The organism is Enterobacter huaxiensis (assembly GCF_003594935.2).
In the GTDB taxonomy this organism is placed as follows: domain Bacteria; phylum Pseudomonadota; class Gammaproteobacteria; order Enterobacterales; family Enterobacteriaceae; genus Enterobacter; species Enterobacter huaxiensis.
In genome coordinates, this window is the sequence record NZ_CP043342.1 from 111,066 (window position 1) to 136,323 (window position 25,258).

Below are 25,258 nucleotides of genomic sequence, written 5' to 3' on the forward strand. Positions count from 1 at the left end.
CATTTTATCTGACCACTTGGTAAAAGCAAACGATTGCCAGCGAAAAATATTGTAATAGCCACCATAGGGGTATGGCTTTTCTCATGTTGATGTCAGAAAGTCCCCTACACTTTTCAATATTGAGCTCATGATGAGCAAAAATTGTCCAGGGGAATGCCGCGTGAACAGGCTGCGTGCGCATAACAGGAGCCACCTATGATCCATCTCGATACGTTGACCACCCTTGTTGCCGCAACGCTGGTACTTCTGCTTGGGCGAAAGCTGGTGCACAGCATTTCGTTGCTTAAGAGATACACCATACCTGAGCCGGTTGCGGGCGGTTTGCTGGTGGCCATTGCGCTACTGATTTTAAAAAAGAGCATGGACCTGGAATTTGATTTCGATATGTCGCTGCGAGACCCGCTGATGCTGGCATTCTTTGCCACCATTGGTCTGAATGCGAATCTGGCCAGTCTGCGCTCCGGTGGAAAAGTGCTGGGCCTTTTTCTGCTGGTGGTTATCGGCCTTTTGCTGATGCAAAACGTAATTGGGCTCAGCATGGCGTATCTCCTTGGCCTGAACCCGCTGATGGGGCTGCTCGCCGGCTCTGTGACGCTGCTTGGTGGTCACGGTACGGGTGCCGCCTGGAGCGAGGTGTTTGTTGAACAGTACGGATTTGAAAATGCGATGGAAGTGGCGATGGCCTGCGCCACCTTTGGTCTTATATTAGGCGGCCTACTGGGTGGGCCCGTGGCCCGCTATCTGGTGAAGCACTCTCCCACGCCGCAGGGCATTCCCGACGATAACGTTGCGCCAACCATTTTTGAAAAGCCGGACGCCGAACGCACCATCTCCTCGCTGGTGCTGATAGAGACCATTGCCTTAATTGCTATCTGCCTGACGCTGGGGAAGACGATTGCACAATGGCTGTCAGGTACGGTGCTGGAGCTGCCAACCTTCGTCTGCGTACTTTTTGTCGGCGTGGTGTTGAGCAACGGGCTGGCGATGACCGGTTTTTATCGCGTTTTTGATCGCGCGGTGTCGGTCATGGGGAACGTCTGCTTATCGCTTTTCCTGGCAATGGCGCTGATGAGCCTCAAGCTGTGGGAGCTGGCCTCACTGGCGCTGCCAATCTTCGCCATTCTGGCGGTACAAACCCTGTTCATGGCGCTTTACGCCATCTTTGTGACATGGCGGGTGATGGGTAAAAATTACGATGCGGCGGTCCTGGCGGCAGGGCACTGCGGGTTTGGCCTTGGAGCAACGCCCACGGCGATTGCAAATATGCAGGCCATCACAGAGCGTTTCGGGCCGTCGCATATCGCGTTTCTGGTGGTGCCGATGGTGGGGGCGTTCTTTATTGATATTGTGAATGCGATAGTCATCAAGCTTTACCTGATGCTGCCCATGTTCAGCTGATATTCAAGCGTTAGAATAGCGCTCGGTTTCCGGCATCCAGCGCTCAATTAGCGCTGCCGCCTGTTCGGGATAGCGTTCATGTATATGGCGAGCAAGACGCTGAACTTCGGGGATCATGGCCTGATCGCGCAGTAAATCAGCCACTTTAAATTCGGCGTTACCGGTCTGGCGCGTGCCCAGCAGTTCGCCCGGGCCGCGGATCTCCAGGTCTTTTTGCGCAATCACGAAACCGTCGTTGCTGTCGCGCAACACCTGCAAACGCATCTGCGCCGTTTTCGAGAGCGGGGCTTTGTAGAGCAGCACGCAGTGGGAGGCGACCGCACCGCGGCCAACGCGACCACGCAGCTGGTGAAGCTGTGCAAGGCCAAGTCGCTCCGGGTTTTCGATGATCATCAGGCTGGAATTCGGGACGTCGACGCCCACTTCAATCACCGTGGTGGCGATCAGCAGATGCAAATCACCCTGCTTGAACGACTGCATTACCGCCTGTTTTTCGGCGGGCTTCATTCGCCCGTGCACCAGGCCAACGTTCAGTTCGGGCAGCGCCAGCTTCAGCTCTTCCCACGTTGCTTCGGCGGCCTGCGCTTCAAGCAGTTCCGACTCTTCAATCAGCGTACATACCCAGTACGCCTGGCGCCCTTCGTGGGTACAGGCGTTGCGCACGCGTTCGATAATTTCGCTGCGGCGCGTGTCCGGGATGGCGACGGTGGTCACCGGCGTGCGGCCAGGCGGCAGTTCATCAATGGTGGAGGTGTCCAGGTCCGCGTAGGCGGTCATTGCCAGGGTGCGCGGGATAGGCGTGGCGGTCATGATCAGCTGGTGCGGGTGGAAGCCCTGCTGAAGACCTTTTTCCCACAGTGCCAGACGCTGGTGCACGCCAAAGCGGTGCTGTTCATCGATGATCACCAGTGCAAGGCCGTTGAACTGTACCTGCTCCTGGAAGATGGCGTGCGTGCCCACAATCATCTGCACCTGGCCGCTGGCGATAGCGTCCTGTTGCGCAATGCGCGCTTTGCCTTTTTGCTTTCCGGCGAGCCAGCCTACCTCAACCCCAAGCGGCGCGAACCAGCTGCGGAAGTTATTGGCGTGCTGTTCGGCCAACAGCTCTGTCGGTGCCATCAGCGCCACCTGCTTGCCGTGGGCTATGGCGCGCAGCGCGGCCAGTGCGGCAACCAGCGTTTTACCGGAACCTACGTCGCCCTGCACAAGGCGCATCATCGGGACATCCAGCGCCATATCACGTTCTATTTCAGCAGTGACGCGCGCCTGGGCGCTGGTGGGCTTAAACGGCAGCGAGGCCAGCAGCTTATCTTTGAGCTCATCACGCTGGCTTAGCGGCTGGGCATGAAAACGCTGTGCGCCAGCGCGAAGCGCCAGCATGCTCAGGTTATGCGCCAGTAATTCCTCAAGGATAAGACGCTGTTGGGCAGGGTGTTTGCCGGTTTCTAAATCGCTAAGCTGCAGCGAGGGCGGCGGGCGGTGCAGAGTACGGAGCGCCTCCGGCAGGCTCATCATCCCCTGCGCCAGCTCGGGTGGCAGCAGTTCGGTTATGGCACAGGTATCGAGCAGTTCAAGCGCCTGATCGGTAAGCTTACGCAGCGTCGCCTGCTTGATGCCTTCCGTCGTCGGGTAAACCGGCGTGAGCGTCTCCTGCAGATCCGGCGTACTGAGGTCGCCCTGCACGCGGTACTCAGGGTGGATCATCTCCGCGCCGAATTTCCCGCGTTTCGCTTCCCCGTAGGCCAGCACGCGTCGGCCCGTCGCCAGGCTATTTTTCATCGCCGCGCTGAAGTTGAAAAAGCGCAGGGTGAGAATACCGGTGCCGTCGCTAATCTGGCAGGTCATCATTCGGCGCCCGCCAAAGGTGATGTTGCAGTTCAGCACTTCGCCTTCGACGGTAGCGTAAATAGCGGGGAGGAGATCGCCAATTTTGTAGAGTTGGGTGCGGTCTTCGTAACGCAGGGGGAGGTGCAGCAGGAGATCCTGCACGGTATGCAGGCCAATCTTCGCCAGTTTACTGCTTTGCGCCGCGCCTACGCCGGTCAGCGTATTGAGCGGTATGGCGTCCAGCAGGCGGCCTTTCATGGGTTAGCCTGCGTACTGCATGGTGGACCACCACTCGGCATCGGCTTCAATTTCGCCCTGCGCGTTGACGTGGGGGTAAGGCAATTTTTTCTGCTTCGCGACGCGTGCCAGCACCGGATAACCCCCTTCAAACAGCAGTCGCTGCTGTTCTTCCTCCGGCAGCGTGCTGTTTGCGCGCTTGTACATTCCGGCGTTCTGACGCTGGCGCTGCGCTTCGTACAGAATGAGCGCGGAGGCAACGGAGACGTTCAAGGACTGCACCATACCGGTCATCGGGATAATGATGTCCCGATCCGCCAGATCCAGCGCTTCCTGCGTGATCCCCGTTTTCTCCTGACCCATCAAAATGCAGGTCGGGCGGGTGTAGTCGATCTCGCGGAAGTCCACGGCTTTATCGGAGAGGTGAGTAGCAAGCACCTGCATACCGCGCTCTTTCAGGTGCGATACGGCTTCGCCGACAGTTTGGTGATTTTTGACAGAGACCCAGCTGTTACTGCCTGCAGCAGCGGAAACCATGTTGCGCATGCGGTTGCCTGGCCAGACGGCGTGCACTTCATGCACGCCTACGGCGTCTGCGGTACGGACAATAGCAGCGACGTTATGAGGTTTATGGACCTGCTCCATGCAGACCGTCAGGTCCGGCTGCCGCCTGGCGAGCATTTCGCAAATACGAGCATAACGTTGTGAATTCATACCACTAATTTCGGTTTCGGGTGACTTTAATCACGTCCGGCATCACGCGGATTTTGCGCATAATGTTCGCCAGATGCACACGGTCACGGGCGGTCAGACGGATAAAGGCGCTGTATACGCGGCCATCTTTCTCTTCCGTATTCAGGCTCTGAATATTGGAGGAGGCCGTGTTGATCGCTGCCGTCAGGTTCGCCAGCGCACCCTGGTGGTTGAACATATCCACCTTAATTTCGGTGATAAATTCCTGCGCCGTCTCTTTGTCCCACTCGACGGCCATAAACTTCTCAGGCTCTTTCTGATAGCCACGGATGTTACGGCAAGACTCATGATGGATTACCAGCCCTTTACCGGGACTGACGTGCGCAATAATCGGGTCGCCTGGGATCGGTCGGCAGCATTTGGCGAAGGTGATTAGCACCCCGTCAGCACCTTTGATCGGCAGATGGCCATGGCTTTGCGCCGCTGCAGGAACGGACGTGGTGTCAGCCTGCTGCAGGTTCTTCGCCACCACGACGCTCATGGCGTTGCCGAGGCCAATTTCTGCCAGCAGATCATCCAGCGAAGCGAGCTTCATACGCTCCAGCTCATGCTGGATATTTTCCTGCGGGATTTCGGCCAGCTTGCGGCTACCGCCCAACGCATGGTTGAGCAGACGACGCCCGAGGCTGACGGAGTCATCGCGCTTGAGGTTTTTCAGCAGCTGACGAATTTTGGCGCGCGCTTTGGAGCTCACGACAAAGTTCAGCCAGGCCGCGTTCGGACGTGCGCCCGGCGCGGTAATAATTTCCACCGTCTGGCCGCTGGCGAGCGGCTGAGACAGCGGATAAGGCTGTCTGTCGACGCGCGCGCCCACGCAGGCGTGACCGATATCGGTATGCACGGCGTAAGCGAAGTCGACCGGTGTTGCACCAGCAGGCAGTTCGACAATGCGCCCTTCTGGTGTGAAAACGTAAATCTCATCCGGGAAGAGATCGGATTTAACGCTCTCGATAAATTCAAACGAGCTACCGGCACTCTGCTGCAGCTCCAGCAGGCTTTGCATCCAGCGCTGGGCGCGGATTTGCGCGGTTGTGCTGCTTTCACCACCGTGCTCTTTATAGGCCCAGTGTGCTGCTACACCCATCTCCGCCATCTGGTCCATGTCTTCGGTGCGAATTTGCACCTCAACAGGTACACCGTGCGGGCCGATCATGGAGGTGTGTAAAGATTGATAGCCGTTCGCCTTGGGAATGGCGATGTAATCTTTCACGCGACCCGGACGCGGCTTGTACAGGCTGTGCATCTGCCCCAGCACGCGGTAGCAGGTATCTGAGTCGTGGACGATTACGCGAAACGCGTAGATATCCATGATCGAGTGAAAACGCTGCTCTTTGAGCACCATTTTGCAGTAGATGGAGTACAAATGCTTTTCGCGACCGCTGACGCGGCACGGAATTCCCGCTTCCTGTAAACGCCCTTCAATTTCAGAGAGGATTTTTTGGATCATCTCTTTACGGTTGCCACGTGCGGCTTTCACCACCTCTTTAATCACGCGATAGCGGTTCGGGTACAACGCTTCAAAGCCCAGCTCTTCCAGCTCGGTTTTGATGTGATGAATACCTAAACGGTGCGCCAGCGGGCTGTAGATTTCGAGGGTTTCACGGGCAATGCGGCGACGTTTGTCCGGGCGAAGTGAGCCCAGCGTGCGCATATTGTGGGTACGGTCAGCGAGTTTGATGAGAATGACGCGGATATCCTGCACCATCGCCATAATCATCTTGCGAAAGTTTTCGGCCTGCGCCTCTTTCTTGTCGCGGAAATTCAGCTTATCAAGCTTAGAGACCCCTTCCACCAGCTCGGCAACGCTTTTGCCAAACAGCTGTTCCATATCCTGGTAGGTGGCGGGGGTATCTTCGATCACGTCATGCAGCAGGGCGGCCATGAGCGTTTCGTAGTCGAGTTTCATCTCGGCCAGAATACAGGCTACCGCTACCGGGTGCGTGATATAGGGTTCACCGCTTGAACGTGTCTGGCCCTCGTGAGCGTCACGTGCAACGAGATACGCCTGCTGAAGACGCTTAATCTGGTCTTCAGGCAGGTAGGTTTGAATCAGTTGATTCAGGCTTTCAAACAGATACAAGGGCGACCCGCAGGTTTAATTAACGACGACCTTCAGCAATAGCGGTTACGGCCTGCAGTTCTGCGGCTTCCTGCTCTTGCTGCTCCTGGCGCTCACGCACGTCGAGGATCTGGTTGTTGATCAGACCTTCTTCGATTTCGCGAAGTGCAATAACGGTGGTTTTATCGTTTTCTTCCGGTACCAGCGGATCTTTACCGCCTACCTGCATCTGACGAGCGCGACGCGCGGCGACCAGCACCAGGTCAAAACGGTTACCAATTTTCTCTACAGCGTCCTGAACAGTTACGCGTGCCATACTTAAAATGCTCCACAGGTGAAGAAATGACTGGGCATGATACTGAAAGTGGGTTCAGTCTGCCAACAGTTTGGTGATTAATGCGTCATGTCGCTGCTTCTGGCGGCTCATACGCAGGCGTTCTGCGCGAAGAATGGTCTTGAGATCGCTCAGCGCGGCATCAAAATCATCATTCACAATAAGGTAATCATACTCCGCGTAATGGCTCATTTCTGCAACAGCCTGTTCCATACGCTTTGCGATGACTTCTTCGCTGTCCTGGCCGCGGCCACGCAGACGGCGGTCCAGCTCATCTTTCGATGGCGGTAAAATAAAGATACTGCGCGAATCAGGCATTTTCTTGCGAATCTGCTCTGCGCCCTGCCAGTCGATATCCAGGAAGACATTCACGCCGGTTGCCAGAACCTGCTCAATGGTTTCACGCGAGGTTCCGTAGTAGTTACCGAAAACTTCCGCGTGTTCAAGAAACGCGTCTCTGCCAATCATCGCCCTGAACTGATCGTGATCGACGAAGAAATAGTGTTCACCGTGCACTTCACCCGGACGCGGCTGGCGCGTGGTGTGAGAAACAGAAACCTGCGTGTCGTACAACGGTTGGGTTTTTAACAGTGCCTGAATAAGGCTGGATTTACCCGCGCCACTAGGGGCAGAAACAATATAAAGCGTGCCTTGAGCCATGAGAGTCTTTTGTATGTGTTAACGAAGAAGTCCTACATACGGGCTTATTATACACGTCGCCGCACCGTGACGTAGCCTTTGTCACACTTTTTAAGCTGGATTATTAAATTTTGCGTGCCGTTTTCAGGTTTTATCCGGGGTTTTCAGCAACAAAAATAAATGCTGGATAGCGCCTCGCGGAGTGAAATGATGTCGTTAGCGTCATTTGGGGCATCGGGGTATACCTCCTGCAATGCAAAGGAGGGGTAGCGATGTGGCGATGGTTAAGCGGTTTGATGCTGTTTTGGTGCGGTTATGGCGCGGCGGTGTGCCCGGTTTGGTCGCAGGCAAAAGCGGACAAAGAGATTGCGACGTTAAGCGCGCAAATTAAACGCTGGGATGATGCTTACTGGAAACAAGGTACGAGCGAGGTAAGCGATGACGTTTACGATCGGCTCAATGCCCGGTTAAAGCAGTGGCAGCGCTGTTTTGGTTACGACATATCAGAAAGCATGCTGCCTGCCCTGGGCGGGACGGTAACACATCCTGTTGCCCATACGGGAGTGCATAAGGTGGTGGGTAAGGAAGAGCTGCGCCAGTGGATGCAGGCGCGTCATGACCTCTGGGTACAGCCCAAAGTGGATGGCGTCGCGGTGACGTTAGTCTACCGAAACGGGACGCTATCCCAGGCGATCAGCCGCGGTGATGGAATAAAAGGTGAAGACTGGACAGAACAGGTACGTTCGATACCGTCGGTACCCAAAAACCTGAAAGGTGCGCTTGCGAACAGCGTGCTGCAAGGAGAGCTTTTCCTGCTGAGTGATAACCATATTCAGCAGAAAATGGGCGGGATGAATGCGCGAGCTAAAGTCGCAGGCACCATGATGCGGCAAACCGACAGGTCTTTACTGAGCAACATCGGCGTTTTCCTCTGGGCCTGGCCAGACGGCCCAAAAACGATGCAACAACATCTCAGCGAGTTATCGAGAGCAGGGTTTGATTTAACCGCTCGCTTCACGCTACCGGTGCATTCCGTTGATGAGGTAGAAAAACAGCGCGCCCGGTGGCAAACCTCGGCTTTGCCATTTGTGACCGATGGCATCGTCGTGCGTTCAGCGGATGAGCCACCCGGCGACAGCTGGTTACCCGGTGACGGACAGTGGGTGGTCGCATGGAAATATGCGCCGGTTTCACAGGTTGCCGGGGTGAGGGACATTCAGTTTGCCGTGGGCCGTACGGGGAAGGTCTCCGTCGTGGCCGTCCTTGAACCTGTGCAGATTGATGATAAGCGCGTACAGAGAGTCAGCCTGGGGTCAGTGGGTCGCTGGCAGCGGCTCGATATTGCCCCTGGCGATCAAATCCTGGTGAGCCTGGCCGGGCAAGGGATCCCCCGGCTTGATGAGGTGGTGTGGCGAAGCGCTGAGCGGCAAAAGCCGCAGCCTCCGTCTCCACAATATCATTCGCTAAGCTGTTTTTATGCCTCTCCGGAATGTATGGAGCAATTCTTTGCCCGCTTGACGTGGGTCGGCTCCAGGCAGGGGCTGGGTATTGACGGGGTAGGAGAATCGGGATGGCGTGCGCTCTGGAATGCGCACCATTTTGAACATATTTTTTCGTGGCTGCTCTTAACGCAAGCGCAGCTGCAAGCCACCCCGGGGTTTTCCTCCACGCGCGGGTTGGCGCTTTGGCATCAATTTAATCTGGTACGCAAGCACCCCTTCATTCGCTGGATAGTTGCGATGGGCGTTCCGCTGTCTAAAACCACGCTGAATGCTGCCGGTGCGACGTCCTGGCATGGGATGAACCAGCGCAGTGCCGCTGACTGGCAAACCTTGCCCGGAACAGGTAAGGAGAAAGCGCGGCAAATCATCAGCTGGATGCACGCGCCTCAGGTTGATGCGCTGGCAAAGTGGCTAGCTGACCAGCATATCAACGGATTTTAGTGTGCGTTGTGCTTGTAGTGGAATACGGGGAGCCCGAGCTTCAGCCGCAGGGCGAGCATGCGTGCGGTAAAGCCAAACAGCAGCGTGGAGATGATCACCACATCATGGTTGGACACATAGTGCTGAAGGGCAACGTAGAGCACCGCTGCGGCGAAGGAGATACCGGCATACAGTTCTTTCTGAAAGACCAGCGGAATGCGCTTGCAGAACATGTCGCGCAGCACGCCGCCAAACACGCCTGTTATCACCGCGGCAATAGTCGCGATAACCGGACCTTCGCCCATATCGAGCGCAATCTGCGCACCGATGATTGAAAAAACGATGAGCCCAAGCGCATCCAGTACGAGGAACAGACGGCGCAGGTGAGGCATAACAGGAGCCACAATGGTGGTTAACACGGCGGCAGTCGCCACGATAATGACGTATTCAGGGTTTTTAACCCAGCCAAGCGGGTAGTGCCCCAGCAGAATATCACGTACGGAACCACCGCCAAGCGCGGTCGCGGTGGCAATGATAATCACGCCGAAGGTGTCCATGCGGCGACGCCCGGCCGCAAGCGCCCCGGTCATGGCTTCTGCGGTGATACCAATCAGATAAAGAACGTGAAGCAACATATACCCTCCGGTGTGAACGCGGGAAGGTTAGCTATTTGTGCGCGCGATCGCGATTGAGATTTTCTAAGGTGAGCAGGTTTGCCCTATTAAATTTTATTAACGCGAGTCGAATAATGCTGATGTACGGCGGTAAGGTATGAAAATGCCCAAAGATAAGGATTAGAAATAATAATGGGTGGCGCTATCGGACGCCACCCAAAACAGGCATTACTCAATATTCTGGATCTGCTCGCGCATCTGCTCAATCAGTACTTTCAGCTCAATTGCCGAGTTGGTGACGTCAGAATTGATCGACTTGGACGCCAGGGTGTTCGACTCACGGTTGAACTCCTGCATCATAAAGTCGAGGCGGCGGCCCACGGCTTCTTTCTTCTTCAGAATGTTGTAGGTCTCTTTAACATGCGCTTCCAGACGGTCCAGCTCTTCGGCTACGTCTACGCGCTGGGCCATCAGCACCAGCTCTTGTTCCAGACGCGTGTTTTCCAGCTGGACTTCCGCTTCTTCCAGTTTGGACACCAGGCGCTCGCGCTGCCATTGCAGCACTTCCGGCATATGGGTGCGGACTTTAGCCACTTCGGTGCTCACGCCTTCAAGGCGCTGCTCAATCAGGGCTTTCAGCGCCTGGCCTTCGGTTTCACGAGCAACGATGAAGTCGTCCAGCGTGCCGTCAAGGGCGGTAAGGATCTCAGTAGCAATGGCATCCAAATCCTGCTCACCGGCAGCCATGACGCCAGGCCAGCGCAGAATATCAACCGGGTTGATTTCGCCTTCATCGCTCTGCATTTTGACCCAGTTCGCCGCGTTCACGAGCTGTTTCGCCAGCTTTTCGTTGAGGATCAGTTCACCCTGCGCGCTGGCATCCGGCTCAAAGCGCAGGTTACATTCCACTTTACCGCGCGTCAGACGAGAACGAATACGCTCACGCACCACGGGCTCCAGGCTGCGGAACTGCTCCGGCATACGGAAATACGTTTCCAGATAGCGCTGGTTTACCGAGCGCATTTCCCAGGTAGCGCTACCCCAGCTACCCTTGATTTCACGCCGGGCGTAGGCGGTCATACTGCGGATCATAGACATTCCCGTTTTTAAAGGAGAGATGGGGGATTATAGCTTTCAGGGCTTTGTCAGGATAGGAATAAGCACGTTTAATCCGTATAATGCGCAGCCACATTCGTTTCAAGCCGGAGAATCCATCATGCGTCCATCAGGTCGTAGCGCCAATCAGGTGCGTCCCGTCACCCTGACCCGTAACTATACAAAACACGCTGAAGGCTCCGTGCTGGTTGAGTTTGGTGACACCAAGGTTCTGTGCACCGCCTCTATCGAAGAAGGCGTTCCGCGCTTCCTGAAAGGTCAGGGCCAGGGCTGGATCACCGCTGAGTACGGCATGCTGCCGCGCGCGACACATACCCGTAACGCCCGTGAAGCGGCGAAGGGCAAGCAGGGCGGCCGTACCATGGAAATTCAACGTCTGATCGCGCGTGCACTGCGTGCAGCCGTTGACCTCAAAGTCCTTGGCGAATTCACCATCACCCTGGACTGCGACGTCATTCAGGCTGATGGCGGCACGCGCACGGCATCCATTACCGGTGCATGTGTGGCACTGGCCGATGCCCTGAACAAGCTGATTGCTGCCGGCAAGCTGAAAAATAATCCTATGAAAGGGATGGTTGCAGCCGTATCCGTGGGTATCGTTAACGGTGAAGCTCTTTGCGATCTGGAATACGTTGAGGATTCCGCAGCCGAGACCGACATGAACGTGGTAATGACCGAAGACGGTCGTATCATTGAGGTACAGGGCACGGCAGAAGGCGAGCCGTTCACCCACGAAGAGCTTCTTACCTTGTTGGCGCTGGCCCGAGGGGGAATCGAATCCATTGTAACGACGCAGAAAGCGGCGTTAGAAAATTGATTTTAAAGGCGACCAATGAGTCGCCTTTTTTTTGCCTGTAAGACCGTAAAAACCAAAGGAGCAAATCCATGAAATCGTATCAGCGCCAGTTTATTGAGTTTGCGCTTAACAAGCAGGTACTTAAGTTTGGCGAATTTACGCTGAAATCCGGGCGTAAGAGCCCCTATTTCTTCAACGCTGGGCTGTTTAATACCGGGCGCGATCTGGCACTGTTAGGCCGTTTCTATGCCGAAGCGCTGGTGGATTCCGGGATTGATTTCGACCTGCTGTTTGGTCCGGCCTACAAAGGTATTCCGATCGCCACGACCACAGCAGTAGCGCTGGCCGAACATCACGACCGCGACGTGCCGTACTGCTTTAACCGTAAAGAGGCCAAAACCCACGGTGAAGGCGGCAGCCTGGTCGGTAGTGCGCTTCAGGGCCGCGTCATGCTGGTGGATGATGTGATCACTGCGGGCACGGCAATTCGTGAATCTATGGAGATTATCCAGGCTCATGCTGCGACGCTCGCAGGCGTGTTGATATCTCTGGATCGTCAGGAGCGTGGACGCGGCGAAATTTCCGCTATTCAGGAAGTCGAGCGTGATTACGGTTGCAAAGTGACATCCATCATCACCCTGAAAGACCTGATTGCCTATCTGGAAGAGAAGCCGGAGATGGCGGACCATCTTGCAGCGGTACGTCAGTATCGCGAAGAGTTTGGCGTGTAACTGAATTGCCCAGCGGCGCTTCGCTTACCGGGCCTGCGCGTTTCGTAGGCCGGATAAGGCGAAGCCGCCATCCGGCAACGGTGTTACTGCAACTGAGCAGCCACTAACGGCCAGCGGGCGTCAAAATCGTCCGTTGGACGGTATTTGAATTCGCTGCGCACAAAGCGGGAGAGCATACCCTCGCAAAATGCCAGGATCTGGCCCGCCAGCAGCGTTTCATCGACGGTGTATCCCTCTCCTTCACGCATTTTCTTCTCGCGCAGCACCTGTCGCAGCTGGGCTTCGATACGCTCAAAAAGCTGGTTGATGCGGCCCTGCAGGCGGTCCTGCTCAAACATCAGGGCGTGGCCGGTCAGGATACGGGTCAAGCCCGGGTTGCGCTCACCAAAGCCCAGAATCAACAATACAATCAGACGCAGACGCGCGGTGGTGTCTTTTTCGTCTTTCAGAATCAGGTTGATGCGCGTGATCAGGCTGTCTTCGATAAACTCGATCAGGCTGTCGAACATCCGGGTTTTGCTCGGGAAATGACGATACAGCGCCGCCTCCGACACGCCTACAGAAGCGGCCAGCTTTGCGGTGGTGATGCGTTGACTGCCATCGCTGGATTCAAGCATCAGAGCCAGAGATTGAAGTATTTCTTCGCGACGATTCCTTTTCGCGGTTTGTTTTTCTGCCATGTTACAAAATACCCCTGAAAATAAGCACTGCCAGGCTGGCATCCACACAGCGACCGCAAACTAACGTTTGCGGTTTGTTATTGCATTATGGCGCTGTGAGATGCGTATCTGTCGGGCGACTATTTGCGCCCGGAATGGCCGAAGCCGCCTTCGCCACGGTCGGTGGCATCAAAGTCTGCCACCAGGTTAAATTCTGCCTGCACAACCGGTACAAAGACCATTTGTGCAATACGCTCGCCAGGCTCAATCGTGAAGCTGTCCTGACCGCGGTTCCAGACGGACACCATCAGCTGACCCTGGTAATCAGAGTCGATCAGGCCGACCAGGTTACCCAGCACGACGCCATGCTTATGGCCCAGACCAGAACGTGGCAGGATCACTGCCGCGAGTGACGGGTCAGCAATGTGAATCGCCAGACCGGTTGGGATCAGGGTGGTTGCACCCGGCGCCAGCTCTACGGCGTCATCGAGACAGGCGCGCAGGTCAAGACCGGCAGAGCCGGAGGTGGCATAGGTCGGCAGCGGGAATTGCTCACCAACACGCGGGTCCAGAATCTTAACGTCGATTTTTTTCATCATAACGGGTAACGATCTCGTCCAGTAATTGTTGGCCCAGGAGTTCCTTGCGCTCAAGCGGTAAGATTTTATCTCCATCCTGCCAGAAAAGGTGCAGTGCGTTGCTGTCGCTGTTAAATCCTTGTGTGGCCAGCGATACGTCGTTCGCGCAAATCAAATCGAGGTTTTTGCGGGTACGTTTTTGCCGGGCATATTCTTCCACATTATTCGTTTCTGCGGCAAACCCAACAACGTAGGGACGGTGACTTTTCAGTGCGGCGACACCGGCAACGATATCCGGGTTTTTCACCATTTTTATCGTTAATTCATCACCTTGCTTTTTAATTTTGGCGTCAGAAATCGTCTCAGCCCGGTAATCCGCCACGGCTGCACAGCCGATAAAAATCTGCTGCTTTTGCGCGTGAGCCTGTACGGCGGCTTCCATTTCCAGCGCGGTAGTCACATCAATGCGTTGCACAAGCGGCGGGGTAGGCAACAGGACAGGCCCGCTCACCAGCGTGACGTTCGCACCGCGTTTTGCCGCTGCGGCAGCGATCGCAAACCCCATTTTACCGGAGCTGTGGTTGGTGATGTAACGCACCGGATCCAGCGGCTCGCGCGTTGGGCCCGCGGTAATCATGATGTTGAGATGTTGCAGATCGTTGACAGGCGAAAAATGGGCTGCGGCCATATCGACGATAGTCAGCGGGTCAAGCATACGGCCAGGGCCTACGTCACCGCAGGCCTGGCTGCCGCTGTCTGGCCCCCAAATCAGCAGGCCGCGAGAGGCCAGCGTCTCCAGATTGTGCTGAGTGGCGGCATTGCGGTACATCTGCTGGTTCATGGCGGGCACAACGGCGACGGGGGCGGGCGTGGCCAGGCAAATGGTCGAGACCAGATCGTTCGCCATACCCGCGGCCACACGGGCGATTAAATCTGCCGTGGCGGGGGCAAGTATGACCAGGTCTGCCCATTTCCCAAGCTCGATATGGCCCATTGCTGCTTCTGCTGCCGGGTCAAGCAGGCTGTCAGAGACCGGATATCCCGAAACGGCCTGCAGGCTCAGAGGGGTGATAAAGGCTTTGCCACCTTCGGTTATCGCGACCCGCACGTCGGCCCCGCGCTCGCGCAGACGACGCACCAGCTCCGGCGCTTTATAGGCGGCAATACCGCCGCTTACGCCAAGAACGATTTTTTTACCGGCCAGGCTCATCATGATTCTTTCCTGTTGGGTTTCACCAGAGAGCGGGCATTTTATCACAATCCCAAAAACGGGGTTATTTTGTCCGTTGTCCTCTTTGCGAGGCGTTACGCAAGAATGAAAAGCAAGCGTCGAGAGGCCAACGTGCCTGTGGCAGCATGGGGGCAGACAGAAGGAGAGTGACATGGAAGAGGCTGAACTGCTGCTACCGCGTGAAAAATTGCTGCGCTATGGCGTCACCTTGTTGAGAGATGACGAGCTGCTGGCGCTCTTTTTGCGCACCGGGACGCCGGGAAAACCCGTATTCACGATGGCACAAGAGCTCATCGCGCATTTTGGTTCATTGCATGGCTTGCTGACGGCTGAGCTGGAGGCGTTCGAGCACGTCAATGGAATTGGCGTCGCGAAGCATGCCCAGCTGCGGGCCATTGCTGAACTGGCTCGCCGTTTTTACAACGTGCGCATACAGGAAGAAGATCCGATACTCTCACCCGGTATGACGCTGGAATTTTTGCAAAGCCAGCTGTCAGATGCCGAACGCGAGATCTTTATGGTGATCTTTCTTGATAGCCGCAACAAGATACTGAAACATAGCCACCTTTTCTCGGGCACGCTGAGCCATGTTGAGGTTCATCCGCGAGAAATTGTGCGGGAAGCGATAAAAGTGAATGCAGCCGGCGTGATCCTCGCGCATAATCACCCCTCCGGCTGTGCGGAACCGAGCAGAGCGGACAAAGAAATCACCGAGCGCATTATCAAATGCTGTCAATTCATGGACATTCGTGTGCTGGACCATGTGATAATTGGCCGCGGAGAGTACATTTCTTTTGCAGAACGTGGTTGGATTTAGACCATTTCTCGCGATCCATCGGGATCTTTGTCTGTTCGGGACTTGAGCACACCGCCGAGTCAGCGTATACTACGCCACCTTTGAGAATCTCGGGTTTGGCATTTGGGCCTGGCAATCGAGAGTTCACTTAGAACTATGCGATGACCGGGCTGTAAAGCCTGACGAGGCGCCGATACCCCATACGAAGCTCGAGCTAATTTGATTTTTGGAGAATAGACATGTCCCGAGTCTGCCAAGTTACTGGCAAGCGTCCGGTGACCGGTAACAACCGTTCCCACGCACTGAACGCGACTAAACGCCGTTTCCTGCCGAACCTGCACTCTCACCGTTTCTGGGTTGAGAGCGAGAAGCGTTTTGTCACCCTGCGTGTATCTGCTAAAGGTATGCGTGTTATTGATAAGAAAGGCATCGATACAGTTCTGTCCGAACTGCGTGCCCGTGGCGAAAAGTACTAAGTACTTAAGGAAATAAATCATGGCTAAAGGTATTCGCGAGAAAATCAAGCTGGTTTCTTCTGCTGGTACAGGTCACTTCTACACCACCACGAAGAACAAACGTACTAAGCCGGAAAAACTGGAACTGAAAAAATTCGATCCAGTTGTACGCCAGCACGTACTGTACAAAGAAGCTAAAATTAAATAATTTTAGACTCCTTGTATTGAAAAACCCCGCAACTGCGGGGTTTTTTGCATTCTGCATCTCAATGGAGGAAACATGCCTGAGTTACCAGAGGTAGAAACCAGCCGCCGCGGCATTGAGCCGCATCTGGTCGGCGCGACCATTCTTCATGCTGTTGTACGTAATGGCCGCCTCCGCTGGCCGGTATCCGATGAGATCCACGCGTTAAGCGACAAACCCATTCTCAGCGTGCAGCGCCGCGCGAAATACCTGCTGCTGGAGCTGCCAGATGGCTGGATTATCATCCATCTGGGCATGTCCGGAAGCCTGCGTATCCTTACCGAAGAGCTGCCGGCTGAAAAGCATGACCACGTTGATTTGGTGATGAGCAACGGCAAAGTGTTGCGCTATACCGACCCACGGCGCTTTGGCGCATGGTTGTGGACCAAAGAGCTGGAAGGGCACAGTGTACTGGCGCATCTGGGGCCAGAGCCGCTCTCAGAGGCCTTTAATGCGGAATACCTCAAAGAGAAGTGCGCGAAAAAGAAAACCCCAATCAAGCCCTGGCTGATGGATAACAAGCTGGTGGTCGGCGTAGGGAATATTTACGCCAGCGAATCGCTGTTTGCGGCCGGGATCCATCCCGATCGGCTGGCCTCTTCGCTGTCAGCGCAGGAGTGCGAGCTGCTGGTTCGGGTCATTAAAGCGGTGCTGCTGCGCTCAATTGAGCAGGGGGGAACCACGCTGAAGGACTTCCTGCAGAGCGACGGTAAGCCGGGCTATTTTGCGCAGGAGCTGCAGGTGTACGGCCGAAAAGGCGAGCCGTGCAGAGTGTGTGGCACACCCATTATCGCGACGAAACACGCCCAGCGCGCCACGTTCTACTGTCGTCAGTGCCAGAAGTAGGGCTACTTCAGCTTTTCCATTAACGCCCGGTGGACGTTGACCGGCAGGAAGTGGGTCACATCGCCGTGATGACGCGCCACCTCTTTCACCAGCGTGGAAGAGATAAACGACCACTCTTTGGAAGGCATCAGGAACACGCTTTCCAGATCGGGCATCAGGTGGCGATTCATATGCGCCAGCTGCATCTCATACTCGAAATCTGCCACCGCGCGTAAACCACGGATCAGAATATTGGCCTGCTGAGCGCGGGCAAAATTCGCCATCAGGTCGCTGAACCCGACGACTTCAACATTCGGCAGATGGGAGATTGCATCACAAGCAAGCGCAACGCGCTCGGGCAGGTCGAACATTGGCTTTTTGCTGGGGCTGGCGGCAATCGCCAGAATCACCTTGTCGAACATGCACGCCGCGCGGGTGATGATATCAAGATGACCGTTAGTGATGGGATCGAAGGTACCCGGATAAATCGCTTTTGTGCTCATGGCTCACGTTTTCTCTGAGTAGCCGCGGCAGAGCGCCCACAGCTCGGTGTATTTGTTGAAAGTATACTGCGCGTTGACCACGGCCAGTAACCAACCCTGCTTCCCGTCCAGCACGCCACCCCGCAGCAGCAGCGTTTTCAGGAATGCCCCCAGCGTGTGGGTAAAGATACCTGTGAGCGTGGCCTTCTTGCCGCGCTGGTGACGCTCCTGCGCCCATGCGGTGGCATAGTTGAGCTGTTTACGCTGGAAGCTCGCGAAATCCCGACAGGTCAGGTGCAACAGGTCGCCCGTCAGGGGGATCACCTGGGCGCTATCGCAGCTCAGGGATTCATGCACCAGATTGTCGTTGTACTGATAACGCTCGCGCTCATACAGGCGCATCACGCGGTCAGGATACCAGCCGCTATGGCGCATGAAGCGGCCAAGGAAATAGTTACGCCGCGCAATGCTGTAGACCGCGCCGGGTTGAGGCGCGGCGAGCACCGCCTGAATGGCCTGCTGCAGTTCGGGTGTGATGCGCTCGTCGGTGTCGATCATCAGAACGTAATCGCCGGTGGCATAGCCCTGCGCGCGCTGGCGCTGAATGCCATAGCCCTGCCAGTCGGTATCGGTATAAACTTTTGCGCCCGCCGCACGGGCAACGTCCACCGTATTATCTTCGCTGCCGGAATCAAGCAGAACAATCTCGTCGGCCCAGGCGACAGAGGCCAGGCAGTCCGGAAGCAGGTCGGCGGCGTTTTTGGCGATCATCACGACCGACAGACGCTGTGACATTAGTGGCTCCGCTGAGGCAGATAAGGTTGCAGAAGCTGCAGCAGACGGGTCAGTGCGCCCTGATTCTGATGCAGCACTTCAACGGCGTGGCGACCGTACCACAGGCGGTAGTCTTCGTCGGTCAGAAGGGTAGATATCTCTTTGACCACCGAATCCGCGTCGGTCACGGTAATTAAGCCGTCGGCCTGCTGCAATTTAGCGCAGATATCTTTGAAGTTAAACGTATGCGGCCCCATCAGCACGGGAATGGCGTGCGCTGCAGGCTCCAGCGGGTTATGACCGCCGCGCTCTACCAGGCTGCCGCCCACAAAGGCGAGATCGGCAATGCCGTACAGCAGCATCAGTTCGCCCATCGTATCGCCAATTACCACCTGAGTGCTGTTAGAGGGGATCTCACCGGTGCTGCGCAGGGTGAAGCTGAAACCGCCTTTCTGCACCATATCGCGGGCATCTTTAAAACGCTCCGGATGACGGGGAACCAAAATAAGCAGCAAGTCGGGGAATTTTTCCAGCAGCTTGCGATGGGCTTGCAGAATAATCTCTTCTTCGCCGTCGTGGGTGCTGGTGGCAATCCAGACCTGGCGGCGCGGGGCCCACTGGCGGCGCAGCGTCACCGCGCGGGCGGCGAGTTCAGGCGTAACCGAAATATCGAATTTAAGGCTACCCGTTACCGCAAGCTGGTTGCGTTTCAGGCCGAGGGCAACAAAACGCGCCGCATCTTCTTCGTTCTGTGCGGCAATCAGCGTGATTTTACTCAGCAGTCGGCGCATGAATTTACCCAGCTTGCCGTAACCTTTCGCCGAGCGCTCTGACAGGCGCGCGTTGGCAATCACCAGCGGAATTTTTCGGGCATGCAGGGCGGAAATCATATTCGGCCAAAGCTCGGTTTCCATGACGATCACCAGCTTAGGGCGAACGGTATTCAGGAAACGGTTCATGGCACAGGGCAGGTCGTAAGGCAGATAGACGTGCTGAACGTCTTTACCGAAAGCGGATAACGCGCGCTCAGAGCCGGTTGGCGTCATGGTGGTGACGGTGATCGGCAGCGACGGGTAGCGGTGGCGCAGGGCGCGAACCAGCGGGATCGCCGCCAGCGTTTCACCAACAGAAACGGAATGCAGCAAAATACCGTCCGGGGTGACTTTATTGCGGCAGTAGCCATAGCGTTCAGCCCAGCGTTTTCGATACGCAGGGGCCTTACGGCTACGAAGCAACAGTCTCAGCCACACTAATGGCTGAATGATGTAGAGCAGGGCGGTATACAACAATTCCAAGCGATTATCCGTTTTTTTAGTTTCGGCGGGCAAATTCTAAGCATTTAAGCCAGGTAAAGCTATCTCTTATGCCAGATACCGCTTTAAACGGAAGTAACGGCGGCCCAGGCGCCAGCGCAGTCGCGGGCTTTTCGCACTTTTCCAGATGAGTTTCCAGATACCGGTTTCGAAAAACTCTTTGATAATCATTGATTTTTTCTTCTCATCCTTCATGTTATCGAAGGTATGAATAATCCCCAGGCCTTCTTTGGCGATTTGCCAGTGGCAGGCAGGGATACCTTTCACTTTGTCCGGGTAGCGCTGGTTGATGGCATCGAGCATCTGCAGGATTTTCATGTAATGGCGCGCCGAGCGAATCAAGGTGTCGTCATTGTCCGGCATATGGGACACCGATGCGGAGTGAATGTAGTAGTCATAATAACGTTCACTGGTGTACTGAACGCGCTCGGCCGCGAGCAGCACTTCGGTGGTCCAGGGGATATCCTGATGGCGAAGACCGGGTTCGAAACGGAAACTGTGTTTACGAATAAAGTCGTGGCGATAGATGTTCAGCCAGGTTACGTGCAGGAACTTACGGGAATCCAGCGCCATTTTTAGCCATGCAGCGCCCGTCATGACGCCCGTCGAGGAGAGTTTGTCCTCAGGGAAGATAGGGCGTGAAGGTTTCTTGTCGTTTTCCCAGACGTAGTTCCCGTTACAGGTGGCGACATCCAAATTCTGCGTAACGGCCATGTCCAGCAGATGCTGGTACATGCCGGGTTTAAAGACGTCATCAATATCCGGGAAAGAGAGATATTGACCCGTCGCAACGGCCAGACCGGTATTACGTGCGATGGAAACACCCTGGTTTTGCTGTTCAATAACCTGCATCTGGGGCAGTTTTTCGCGCCAGTTTTCGACGATCTGCATCGAACCGTCAGTGGAGCCGTCATTGACGATAATAACTTCGATACTGTCGATGCGCTGATTCAGAAGGCAGGTAAAGAACTGATCCAGAAAAGCTTCACCGTTATAAACGGCAACCACCACGCTTAATAATGGCGCTGAATTTTGCATAGGAAACCTGATTTTTATTGTTTATCGACTAAAGCGATATATTGCTGGCAAATGGCATTAATACCAAACGATGCGATCGTTGCGCGATCCACGACGGGCGGAGACGTATAGATTTCTGCCAGCGTTTTGGCCAGCGATTCGTCATTCAACTCTGTCAACCCGCGGGCTAAGTCCCCCGTGAGGATTTCAGCGGGCCCGCCCGGGCAGTTTGTACTGACGGGCGGCGTCTGGCAGATGATGGATTCGACCAGCACATTACCAAAGCCTTCGCAGTCAGAGCTTAACACTAAGAGGCGCGCCCCTTTGATCCAGGGATAGGGATTGGGTTCGAACGGGCGGAAAACAATCCTGTTTTCGATGCCAAGCTCCGCGGCAAGCTGCTTGAGCGTTTGAATTTTTTTCTCTGAACCGTTACCCATCATCACCAGCGTGGTGTCTATCTTGCTCAGAGCGAACGCTCGCAGGAGGCGATCGTGACGCTTATGTTCATGAAAGCGGCCGACGTGAATGATGTAATTCTGTCCCTGCATCTCAAAAGGAGCATCCGCCAGACGCTGTATTTCAGGAATATCAAAAGGATTATGGATAACCGCTTTGCGGCGAAGATCGATTGCCAGCGTTTCTGAAAGATCTTTCAGCACGGCGGCCGAGACGGCAACAACGTTACGGTTTTTGTAGGTATGACGAATTTTGTAATGTTTGAACCATCGTGAGAGCCCGCTGCGGTGGCGAAGGTAGGAGAATGAGAACATGCCGTGTACGCAGAACCAGACCTTATTGCGGTCAAGCGCGCGGCAGTGCGCCACAATGCGGTCAGTTTTGTGCAGGTGAGAGAACACGACATCAAATTTGCCGCTGCGCTCAGCCTGCTCAATAGCCTTATCCAGCAGCCGGGCGCGACGCGGGATCTCCGTAAGCTTCCGCCACGGCTTACTGCACGTATCCTGTATAACCTGAAAATCGATGCCGTCCGGAATGGCGTAGTCGCACACTTTCCGCAGGGAGAAGAGGGAAACCTGGTGCCCCATTTCTGTCAATCCGCCGGAGAGTGTAAGAACCGTTTTTTCAGCTCCGCCACCGGGTAAACCATCAATAATCATTAGGATGCGCATTTTTAATCCAGTAATTTTTGATAAAGCGAAATAAGCTGACTTGATAGTTTTTCGGGGGTCGCTTCTTTCACGCGTTCACGTGCCGCTAGCCCCATATTGTTGTTCTTTTCCAGAGAAGGAATGGCTGCTATCGCCTCCTTCAATGTGCTGATATCAAGTGCATCACAGTAAAATCCGTTCTTGCCTTGCTCTATAAATTCGGCTCCGCCGCAACTCGTTGAAGTAATGACGGGTAAACCGCAGGCCATTGCTTCAAGAATAACGTTAGGAAAGGGATCATACAGTGTGGGCAGCAGTAAACCATCGGATAGCTGGTAAAATGGCAGCGTCTCTTTTTGCATCCCCAGGAAGCGAATTTGCCCCTCGCAGCCTAGCGATCGGGCGAGAGCACGGTAACGATTTTCCGCCTTATCCTGCCCAACCACAATCAACAATGCCTCTGTTCCCGCGATAGCCTGTATCGCACTGGCCAATCCCTTTCGTTCAAATCCTGACCCGACGAAGCAGAACACAATGGCATCGGCTGGCAGCCCAAACTGCTGACGCAAAGCAGCGCGTTGTGCTTCCTGAGCCGGAACGAAGCGGCTGCAATCAATTGAATTATAAATCACATGTATCTTTTTTGCGTCAATATCAAAGTCTTCGATGATTTCTCGTTTGATCATCTCTGCGTTACAGATAACGGCTTTTAGCTCTGGCGCCTGGTACATGTCACGTTCGGCGTGCATCACGTAGCGGTGATAGCGATCGTGCATGAGCATCTGCGCACGCCACGCGGGCAGGATGCGCGCGCGCTGCAGCAGCCAGCGTTGGTGAACGCCGTCTCCTGCACGGTAAATATCACACCCTGGGATGCGCTCGTGACTCTGCACAATATCAAATTGCTGCTGATGCCAGAGGGCGCGTGCGGCATGCGCAAACCCGCGCTCGCGGCTGATGCGGCCCCATTTGCGCGGATCGCAAATGTGGATATGCCAGTCGTCCTGTTTCTCCCCCTGCCACTCGCGCGTTATGACGTTGAGCTCAAGGTTTTGATTACTCAGCGCGGTGAGCGCTCGGGAGACGAAGCGTTCCGCTCCGCCATCTGGACGATATTTTTGACGAACGATGGCCAGGCGATGTTTTTTCATTACAGGTATCTCCTTGCCGCGGAGACGACAGCATCAACGGGAATGGCATTGAGGTAGCGTTCTTTCGTGTTGGTATCAATAGCGTCCGGGTCGGGTAGCGGGCCGTAGTCACCTGCCCAGATGACTTCACCGTTCACCTGCCATGGAGACCAGAACGTCAGTTTGGAGGGACCAAACAGCGCCACGCAGGGCGTCTGAAGCGCGGCGGCCATATGCATTGGAACGGAATCGACGCCGATAAACAGGCATGCGCGATCGATAAGCGATGCCAGCTGGCGAAGCGTCAGCTGGCCGGCCAGCGAAACGACCCCCGTTTTGGGCGAGGCAGCAAGAATGCGATCGATCATCGCCATCTCTTTTTTGTCCGGGCCTGCGGTAAGAACGATGGTGTGGCCCTCTTGCTGAAGGGTCGTAATGGTCTGTGCCATCTTTCCTTCATCCCAGCATTTAAAGAACCAGCGCGACGTGGGTTGTATAACGATGTAGCGCTCTCCCACGCCATGCTGCGTCAGCTTTTGCCGGGCGTATTGCCAGTCATCTGCAGTGTAAGCCATGGTAACGTCCGGTTTGGCGGCAACCGGTAACGACGACAGTATTGAAAGATTTTGTTCTACGGTGTGCAGAGAGGCGTGATTTTCAACAGAAACCAAATCGGTATGACAAAAACGCCAGAATGCATTGTCACGCTTGTTGAAGGCAAACCCAAGGCGAACTGGCGCACCTGTGAATCGCGTGACGATGGCGCTACGCCACTGGTCGGCAAGGTTAATCACCAGGTGATAACGTTGTGCTCTTAACGTGCTGAGCAGCTGCCACTCTTTTTGTAGATGCCCGAGCGTGCCCAGCTGCTTCCATTTACGATCGATCCCATAAATTGTGCCGATCGCCGGATGCGCGGCGAGCATATCGCGCGTCTCTTCATAAAGCAGCACGTCGATTTTTGCCTCAGGCCATTTTTGGCGCAGCGAATCGATGACGGGTGTGGTGAGTAACATGTCACCATGATGGCGAAGTTTAATCAGTAAAATGCGCAAATCAGGCGTGTCAGGTAAGTTATTCATCATCATCTTATCGGCGTTGTACTGTTGGCAATTCTAATAGACCTGATAGCGACTTGCACTCTTTCTCCATAATGTCAGGAATTTCCTATGAAGGGTTTACTCCAGCTTTGGGGAGTGCGTAACATAGCGATAATTTCTCTGTCTGACGGGCTCAATATGAAAAAACCAGCGTTTATCATCACGATCGATACCGAAGGCGATAATCTCTGGCAAAACCACCGGGTTATTAAAACGGAAAACGCCCGCTATCTGGCACGGTTCCAGGCGCTTTGCGAGCGTTTTGGCTTTAAGCCCGTCTGGCTGACGAATTACGAGATGGCGATCGAACCCGTTTTTATTGAGTTTGCCAAAGATGTCATTGCCCGCGGCACGGGGGAGGTGGGCATGCATCTTCATGCCTGGAACAGCCCACCGGAGCACGATCTCACGGGCGATGACTGGCGCTGGCAGCCTTATCTGGTTGAATTCTCGGATGCGGTCATGCGAGAGAAAGTGCTGTTCATGACCCGCCTGCTTGAAGAGACATTTCAGACTAAGATGTTAAGCCATCGCGCCGGGCGTTGGGCATTTGATAGCCGTTACGCCAGGCTGCTTGTTGAGCTGGGCTACCAGGTCGATTGCTCCGTCACGCCGCGCGTGAACTGGCGCAATGCGAAGGGTGCCCCTCAGGGAAGTGGTGGAACGAATTACCAGCACTTCCCCGATCGCGCCTACTTCATTGATATAGAGAATATTTCTCAGGCGGGCAAGAGTACGTTGCTCGAAGTCCCGATGAGCATTCAGTACAAACATCCGGCCTGGCTGAACGCGGTCAAACAAGGATACGATCGACTGCGCGGTAAATACCGTTCTCCGTCAGTTAACTGGTTACGCCCGTCCGGCGGGAATGCGACGGAGATGATTAAGGTTGCGCAACAGTGCCTCTCTCAGGGAAATGACTATGTGGAGTTCATGCTTCACTCGTCGGAATTTATGCCCGGTGGGAGCCCTACGTTTAAAGATGAGGCAGCAATTGAAGGACTGTATCAGGATCTTGAGCAGCTCTTTACCTGGTTATCAGATAAGACGATGGGGATGACGCTGGCGGAGTATTATGCCTGTAAAAAATAACGATGCCCGCCGAGCGGGCATTTT

Annotated in this window: 26 protein-coding genes; 9 read left to right on the forward strand and 17 right to left on the reverse strand. The window is 55.1% G+C overall.

From position 1 onward, the window contains the following. The first annotated feature begins 195 nt into the window (after positions 1-195). The gene (gltS, locus tag D5067_RS00530; RefSeq protein ID WP_119936379.1) at positions 196-1,398 is read left to right on the forward strand and encodes a sodium/glutamate symporter; all 1,203 of its coding nucleotides are present in this window, start codon (positions 196-198) and stop codon (positions 1,396-1,398) included. Positions 1,399-1,401: 3 nt separating this feature from the next. Here the strand turns inward: gltS and recG are convergent, their stop codons facing one another. From recG to gmk, 5 genes are read right to left on the reverse strand one after another with little or no spacing between them, the layout of a single operon-like run. After that, positions 1,402-3,483 carry an ATP-dependent DNA helicase RecG gene (recG, locus tag D5067_RS00535; protein WP_119936378.1) on the reverse strand — a complete coding sequence of 694 codons (2,082 nt, stop codon included), beginning with the start codon at positions 3,481-3,483 and terminating at the stop codon, positions 1,402-1,404. Positions 3,484-3,486: 3 nt separating this feature from the next. Continuing rightward, positions 3,487-4,176, reverse strand: coding sequence for a tRNA (guanosine(18)-2'-O)-methyltransferase TrmH (gene trmH, locus D5067_RS00540; RefSeq protein WP_119936377.1), 690 nt, complete (start codon positions 4,174-4,176; stop codon positions 3,487-3,489). 4 nt (positions 4,177-4,180) lie between these two features. Further along, on the reverse strand, positions 4,181-6,295 hold the full coding sequence (gene spoT, locus D5067_RS00545) for a bifunctional GTP diphosphokinase/guanosine-3',5'-bis pyrophosphate 3'-pyrophosphohydrolase (RefSeq protein WP_119936375.1): 2,115 nt from the start codon (positions 6,293-6,295) through the stop codon (positions 4,181-4,183). A gap of 19 nt (positions 6,296-6,314) precedes the next feature. Then, positions 6,315-6,590 (reverse strand): DNA-directed RNA polymerase subunit omega, encoded by a 276-nt coding sequence (gene rpoZ, locus D5067_RS00550; protein WP_000135058.1) that lies wholly within the window; start codon positions 6,588-6,590, stop codon positions 6,315-6,317. Between the two features lie 54 nt (positions 6,591-6,644). Further along, positions 6,645-7,268 (reverse strand): guanylate kinase, encoded by a 624-nt coding sequence (gene gmk, locus D5067_RS00555; RefSeq protein WP_119936374.1) that lies wholly within the window; start codon positions 7,266-7,268, stop codon positions 6,645-6,647. Between the two features lie 251 nt (positions 7,269-7,519). Here gmk and ligB point away from each other — a divergent pair, with 251 nt between their 5' ends. Continuing rightward, positions 7,520-9,190: an NAD-dependent DNA ligase LigB gene (gene ligB, locus D5067_RS00560; protein WP_119936373.1), complete on the forward strand. Its 1,671-nt coding sequence runs from the start codon at positions 7,520-7,522 to the stop codon at positions 9,188-9,190. Here the strand turns inward: ligB and D5067_RS00565 are convergent. Both D5067_RS00565 and D5067_RS00570 read right to left on the reverse strand, forming a co-directional pair. Beyond that, a complete protein-coding gene (locus D5067_RS00565) occupies positions 9,187-9,804 on the reverse strand; it encodes a trimeric intracellular cation channel family protein (RefSeq protein ID WP_119936372.1) in 618 nt (205 codons plus the stop codon). The genes ligB and D5067_RS00565 overlap by 4 nt on opposite strands. A 207-nt stretch (positions 9,805-10,011) precedes the next feature. Further along, entirely contained in the window at positions 10,012-10,875 is an 864-nt protein-coding gene (locus tag D5067_RS00570) for a YicC/YloC family endoribonuclease (RefSeq protein WP_119936370.1), read from the reverse strand. A 124-nt stretch (positions 10,876-10,999) separates the two neighbouring features. Here D5067_RS00570 and rph point away from each other — a divergent pair, with 124 nt between their 5' ends. Both rph and pyrE read left to right on the forward strand, forming a co-directional pair. Further along, the gene (rph, locus tag D5067_RS00575) at positions 11,000-11,716 is read left to right on the forward strand and encodes a ribonuclease PH (protein WP_119936369.1); all 717 of its coding nucleotides are present in this window, start codon (positions 11,000-11,002) and stop codon (positions 11,714-11,716) included. A gap of 68 nt (positions 11,717-11,784) precedes the next feature. Next, the gene (gene pyrE, locus D5067_RS00580; RefSeq protein WP_119936368.1) at positions 11,785-12,426 is read left to right on the forward strand and encodes an orotate phosphoribosyltransferase; all 642 of its coding nucleotides are present in this window, start codon (positions 11,785-11,787) and stop codon (positions 12,424-12,426) included. Positions 12,427-12,509: 83 nt separating this feature from the next. Here pyrE and slmA read toward each other — a convergent pair whose 3' ends face one another. From slmA to coaBC, 3 genes are all read right to left on the reverse strand, one after another. Continuing rightward, positions 12,510-13,106, reverse strand: coding sequence for a nucleoid occlusion factor SlmA (gene slmA / locus D5067_RS00585; protein ID WP_119936367.1), 597 nt, complete (start codon positions 13,104-13,106; stop codon positions 12,510-12,512). A gap of 119 nt (positions 13,107-13,225) precedes the next feature. Continuing rightward, positions 13,226-13,684, reverse strand: coding sequence for a dUTP diphosphatase (gene dut / locus D5067_RS00590; RefSeq protein WP_015570042.1), 459 nt, complete (start codon positions 13,682-13,684; stop codon positions 13,226-13,228). Next, positions 13,662-14,873 (reverse strand): bifunctional phosphopantothenoylcysteine decarboxylase/phosphopantothenate--cysteine ligase CoaBC, encoded by a 1,212-nt coding sequence (coaBC, locus tag D5067_RS00595; RefSeq protein ID WP_119936508.1) that lies wholly within the window; start codon positions 14,871-14,873, stop codon positions 13,662-13,664. Before coaBC ends, dut begins: the two co-directional genes overlap by 23 nt. Positions 14,874-15,045: 172 nt before the next feature. Here coaBC and radC point away from each other — a divergent pair, with 172 nt between their 5' ends. The 4 genes from radC to mutM all read left to right on the forward strand — a co-directional run bounded on the left by radC (position 15,046) and on the right by mutM (position 17,235). Then, positions 15,046-15,711 (forward strand): RadC family protein, encoded by a 666-nt coding sequence (gene radC, locus D5067_RS00600; protein ID WP_119936366.1) that lies wholly within the window; start codon positions 15,046-15,048, stop codon positions 15,709-15,711. A 218-nt stretch (positions 15,712-15,929) separates the two neighbouring features. Then, positions 15,930-16,166, forward strand: coding sequence for a 50S ribosomal protein L28 (rpmB, locus tag D5067_RS00605; protein ID WP_002436699.1), 237 nt, complete (start codon positions 15,930-15,932; stop codon positions 16,164-16,166). Positions 16,167-16,185: 19 nt separating this feature from the next. Continuing rightward, the gene (gene rpmG / locus D5067_RS00610) at positions 16,186-16,353 is read left to right on the forward strand and encodes a 50S ribosomal protein L33 (RefSeq protein ID WP_003024094.1); all 168 of its coding nucleotides are present in this window, start codon (positions 16,186-16,188) and stop codon (positions 16,351-16,353) included. Between the two features lie 72 nt (positions 16,354-16,425). Then, the gene (gene mutM / locus D5067_RS00615; protein WP_119936365.1) at positions 16,426-17,235 is read left to right on the forward strand and encodes a bifunctional DNA-formamidopyrimidine glycosylase/DNA-(apurinic or apyrimidinic site) lyase; all 810 of its coding nucleotides are present in this window, start codon (positions 16,426-16,428) and stop codon (positions 17,233-17,235) included. Between the two features lie 2 nt (positions 17,236-17,237). Here the strand turns inward: mutM and coaD are convergent, their stop codons facing one another. The 7 genes from coaD to rfaQ all read right to left on the reverse strand — a co-directional run bounded on the left by coaD (position 17,238) and on the right by rfaQ (position 24,130). Then, positions 17,238-17,717 (reverse strand): pantetheine-phosphate adenylyltransferase, encoded by a 480-nt coding sequence (gene coaD, locus D5067_RS00620; RefSeq protein WP_119936364.1) that lies wholly within the window; start codon positions 17,715-17,717, stop codon positions 17,238-17,240. A 3-nt stretch (positions 17,718-17,720) separates the two neighbouring features. Continuing rightward, positions 17,721-18,491: a glycosyltransferase family 2 protein gene (locus D5067_RS00625; protein ID WP_119936363.1), complete on the reverse strand. Its 771-nt coding sequence runs from the start codon at positions 18,489-18,491 to the stop codon at positions 17,721-17,723. Further along, the gene (waaA, locus tag D5067_RS00630) at positions 18,491-19,765 is read right to left on the reverse strand and encodes a lipid IV(A) 3-deoxy-D-manno-octulosonic acid transferase (protein WP_119936362.1); all 1,275 of its coding nucleotides are present in this window, start codon (positions 19,763-19,765) and stop codon (positions 18,491-18,493) included. The genes D5067_RS00625 and waaA overlap by 1 nt, the downstream gene beginning before the upstream one ends. 66 nt (positions 19,766-19,831) lie before the next feature. Beyond that, positions 19,832-20,821, reverse strand: a complete 990-nt coding sequence (locus D5067_RS00635) for a glycosyltransferase (protein ID WP_119936361.1) — start codon at positions 20,819-20,821, stop codon at positions 19,832-19,834. Between the two features lie 14 nt (positions 20,822-20,835). Beyond that, on the reverse strand, positions 20,836-21,933 hold the full coding sequence (locus D5067_RS00640) for a glycosyltransferase (RefSeq protein ID WP_119936360.1): 1,098 nt from the start codon (positions 21,931-21,933) through the stop codon (positions 20,836-20,838). Positions 21,934-21,935: 2 nt separating this feature from the next. Continuing rightward, complete coding sequence (locus D5067_RS00645; protein ID WP_119936359.1) at positions 21,936-23,063, reverse strand: glycosyltransferase family 4 protein; 1,128 nt, start codon at positions 23,061-23,063, stop codon at positions 21,936-21,938. After that, positions 23,063-24,130 carry a putative lipopolysaccharide heptosyltransferase III gene (gene rfaQ / locus D5067_RS00650; protein WP_119936358.1) on the reverse strand — a complete coding sequence of 356 codons (1,068 nt, stop codon included), beginning with the start codon at positions 24,128-24,130 and terminating at the stop codon, positions 23,063-23,065. Before rfaQ ends, D5067_RS00645 begins: the two co-directional genes overlap by 1 nt. A 150-nt stretch (positions 24,131-24,280) precedes the next feature. Here rfaQ and D5067_RS00655 point away from each other — a divergent pair, with 150 nt between their 5' ends. After that, positions 24,281-25,234 (forward strand): polysaccharide deacetylase family protein, encoded by a 954-nt coding sequence (locus tag D5067_RS00655; protein ID WP_119936507.1) that lies wholly within the window; start codon positions 24,281-24,283, stop codon positions 25,232-25,234. The last annotated feature ends 24 nt before the right edge of the window (positions 25,235-25,258 follow it).

Coding starts and splice junctions, on each gene's coding strand:
- gltS (WP_119936379.1), top strand. CDS start 196: ATGATCCATCTCGATACGTTGACCACCCTTGTTGCCGCAACGCTGGTA.
- recG (WP_119936378.1), bottom strand. CDS start 3,483: ATGAAAGGCCGCCTGCTGGACGCCATACCGCTCAATACGCTGACCGGC.
- trmH (WP_119936377.1), bottom strand. CDS start 4,176: ATGAATTCACAACGTTATGCTCGTATTTGCGAAATGCTCGCCAGGCGG.
- rpoZ (WP_000135058.1), bottom strand. CDS start 6,590: ATGGCACGCGTAACTGTTCAGGACGCTGTAGAGAAAATTGGTAACCGT.
- gmk (WP_119936374.1), bottom strand. CDS start 7,268: ATGGCTCAAGGCACGCTTTATATTGTTTCTGCCCCTAGTGGCGCGGGT.
- ligB (WP_119936373.1), top strand. CDS start 7,520: ATGTGGCGATGGTTAAGCGGTTTGATGCTGTTTTGGTGCGGTTATGGC.
- D5067_RS00565 (WP_119936372.1), bottom strand. CDS start 9,804: ATGTTGCTTCACGTTCTTTATCTGATTGGTATCACCGCAGAAGCCATG.
- D5067_RS00570 (WP_119936370.1), bottom strand. CDS start 10,875: ATGATCCGCAGTATGACCGCCTACGCCCGGCGTGAAATCAAGGGTAGC.
- rph (WP_119936369.1), top strand. CDS start 11,000: ATGCGTCCATCAGGTCGTAGCGCCAATCAGGTGCGTCCCGTCACCCTG.
- pyrE (WP_119936368.1), top strand. CDS start 11,785: ATGAAATCGTATCAGCGCCAGTTTATTGAGTTTGCGCTTAACAAGCAG.
- slmA (WP_119936367.1), bottom strand. CDS start 13,106: ATGGCAGAAAAACAAACCGCGAAAAGGAATCGTCGCGAAGAAATACTT.
- dut (WP_015570042.1), bottom strand. CDS start 13,684: ATGATGAAAAAAATCGACGTTAAGATTCTGGACCCGCGTGTTGGTGAG.
- coaBC (WP_119936508.1), bottom strand. CDS start 14,873: ATGAGCCTGGCCGGTAAAAAAATCGTTCTTGGCGTAAGCGGCGGTATT.
- radC (WP_119936366.1), top strand. CDS start 15,046: ATGGAAGAGGCTGAACTGCTGCTACCGCGTGAAAAATTGCTGCGCTAT.
- rpmB (WP_002436699.1), top strand. CDS start 15,930: ATGTCCCGAGTCTGCCAAGTTACTGGCAAGCGTCCGGTGACCGGTAAC.
- rpmG (WP_003024094.1), top strand. CDS start 16,186: ATGGCTAAAGGTATTCGCGAGAAAATCAAGCTGGTTTCTTCTGCTGGT.
- mutM (WP_119936365.1), top strand. CDS start 16,426: ATGCCTGAGTTACCAGAGGTAGAAACCAGCCGCCGCGGCATTGAGCCG.
- coaD (WP_119936364.1), bottom strand. CDS start 17,717: ATGAGCACAAAAGCGATTTATCCGGGTACCTTCGATCCCATCACTAAC.
- D5067_RS00625 (WP_119936363.1), bottom strand. CDS start 18,491: ATGTCACAGCGTCTGTCGGTCGTGATGATCGCCAAAAACGCCGCCGAC.
- D5067_RS00635 (WP_119936361.1), bottom strand. CDS start 20,821: ATGCAAAATTCAGCGCCATTATTAAGCGTGGTGGTTGCCGTTTATAAC.
- D5067_RS00640 (WP_119936360.1), bottom strand. CDS start 21,933: ATGCGCATCCTAATGATTATTGATGGTTTACCCGGTGGCGGAGCTGAA.
- D5067_RS00645 (WP_119936359.1), bottom strand. CDS start 23,063: ATGAAAAAACATCGCCTGGCCATCGTTCGTCAAAAATATCGTCCAGAT.
- rfaQ (WP_119936358.1), bottom strand. CDS start 24,130: ATGATGATGAATAACTTACCTGACACGCCTGATTTGCGCATTTTACTG.
- D5067_RS00655 (WP_119936507.1), top strand. CDS start 24,281: ATGAAAAAACCAGCGTTTATCATCACGATCGATACCGAAGGCGATAAT.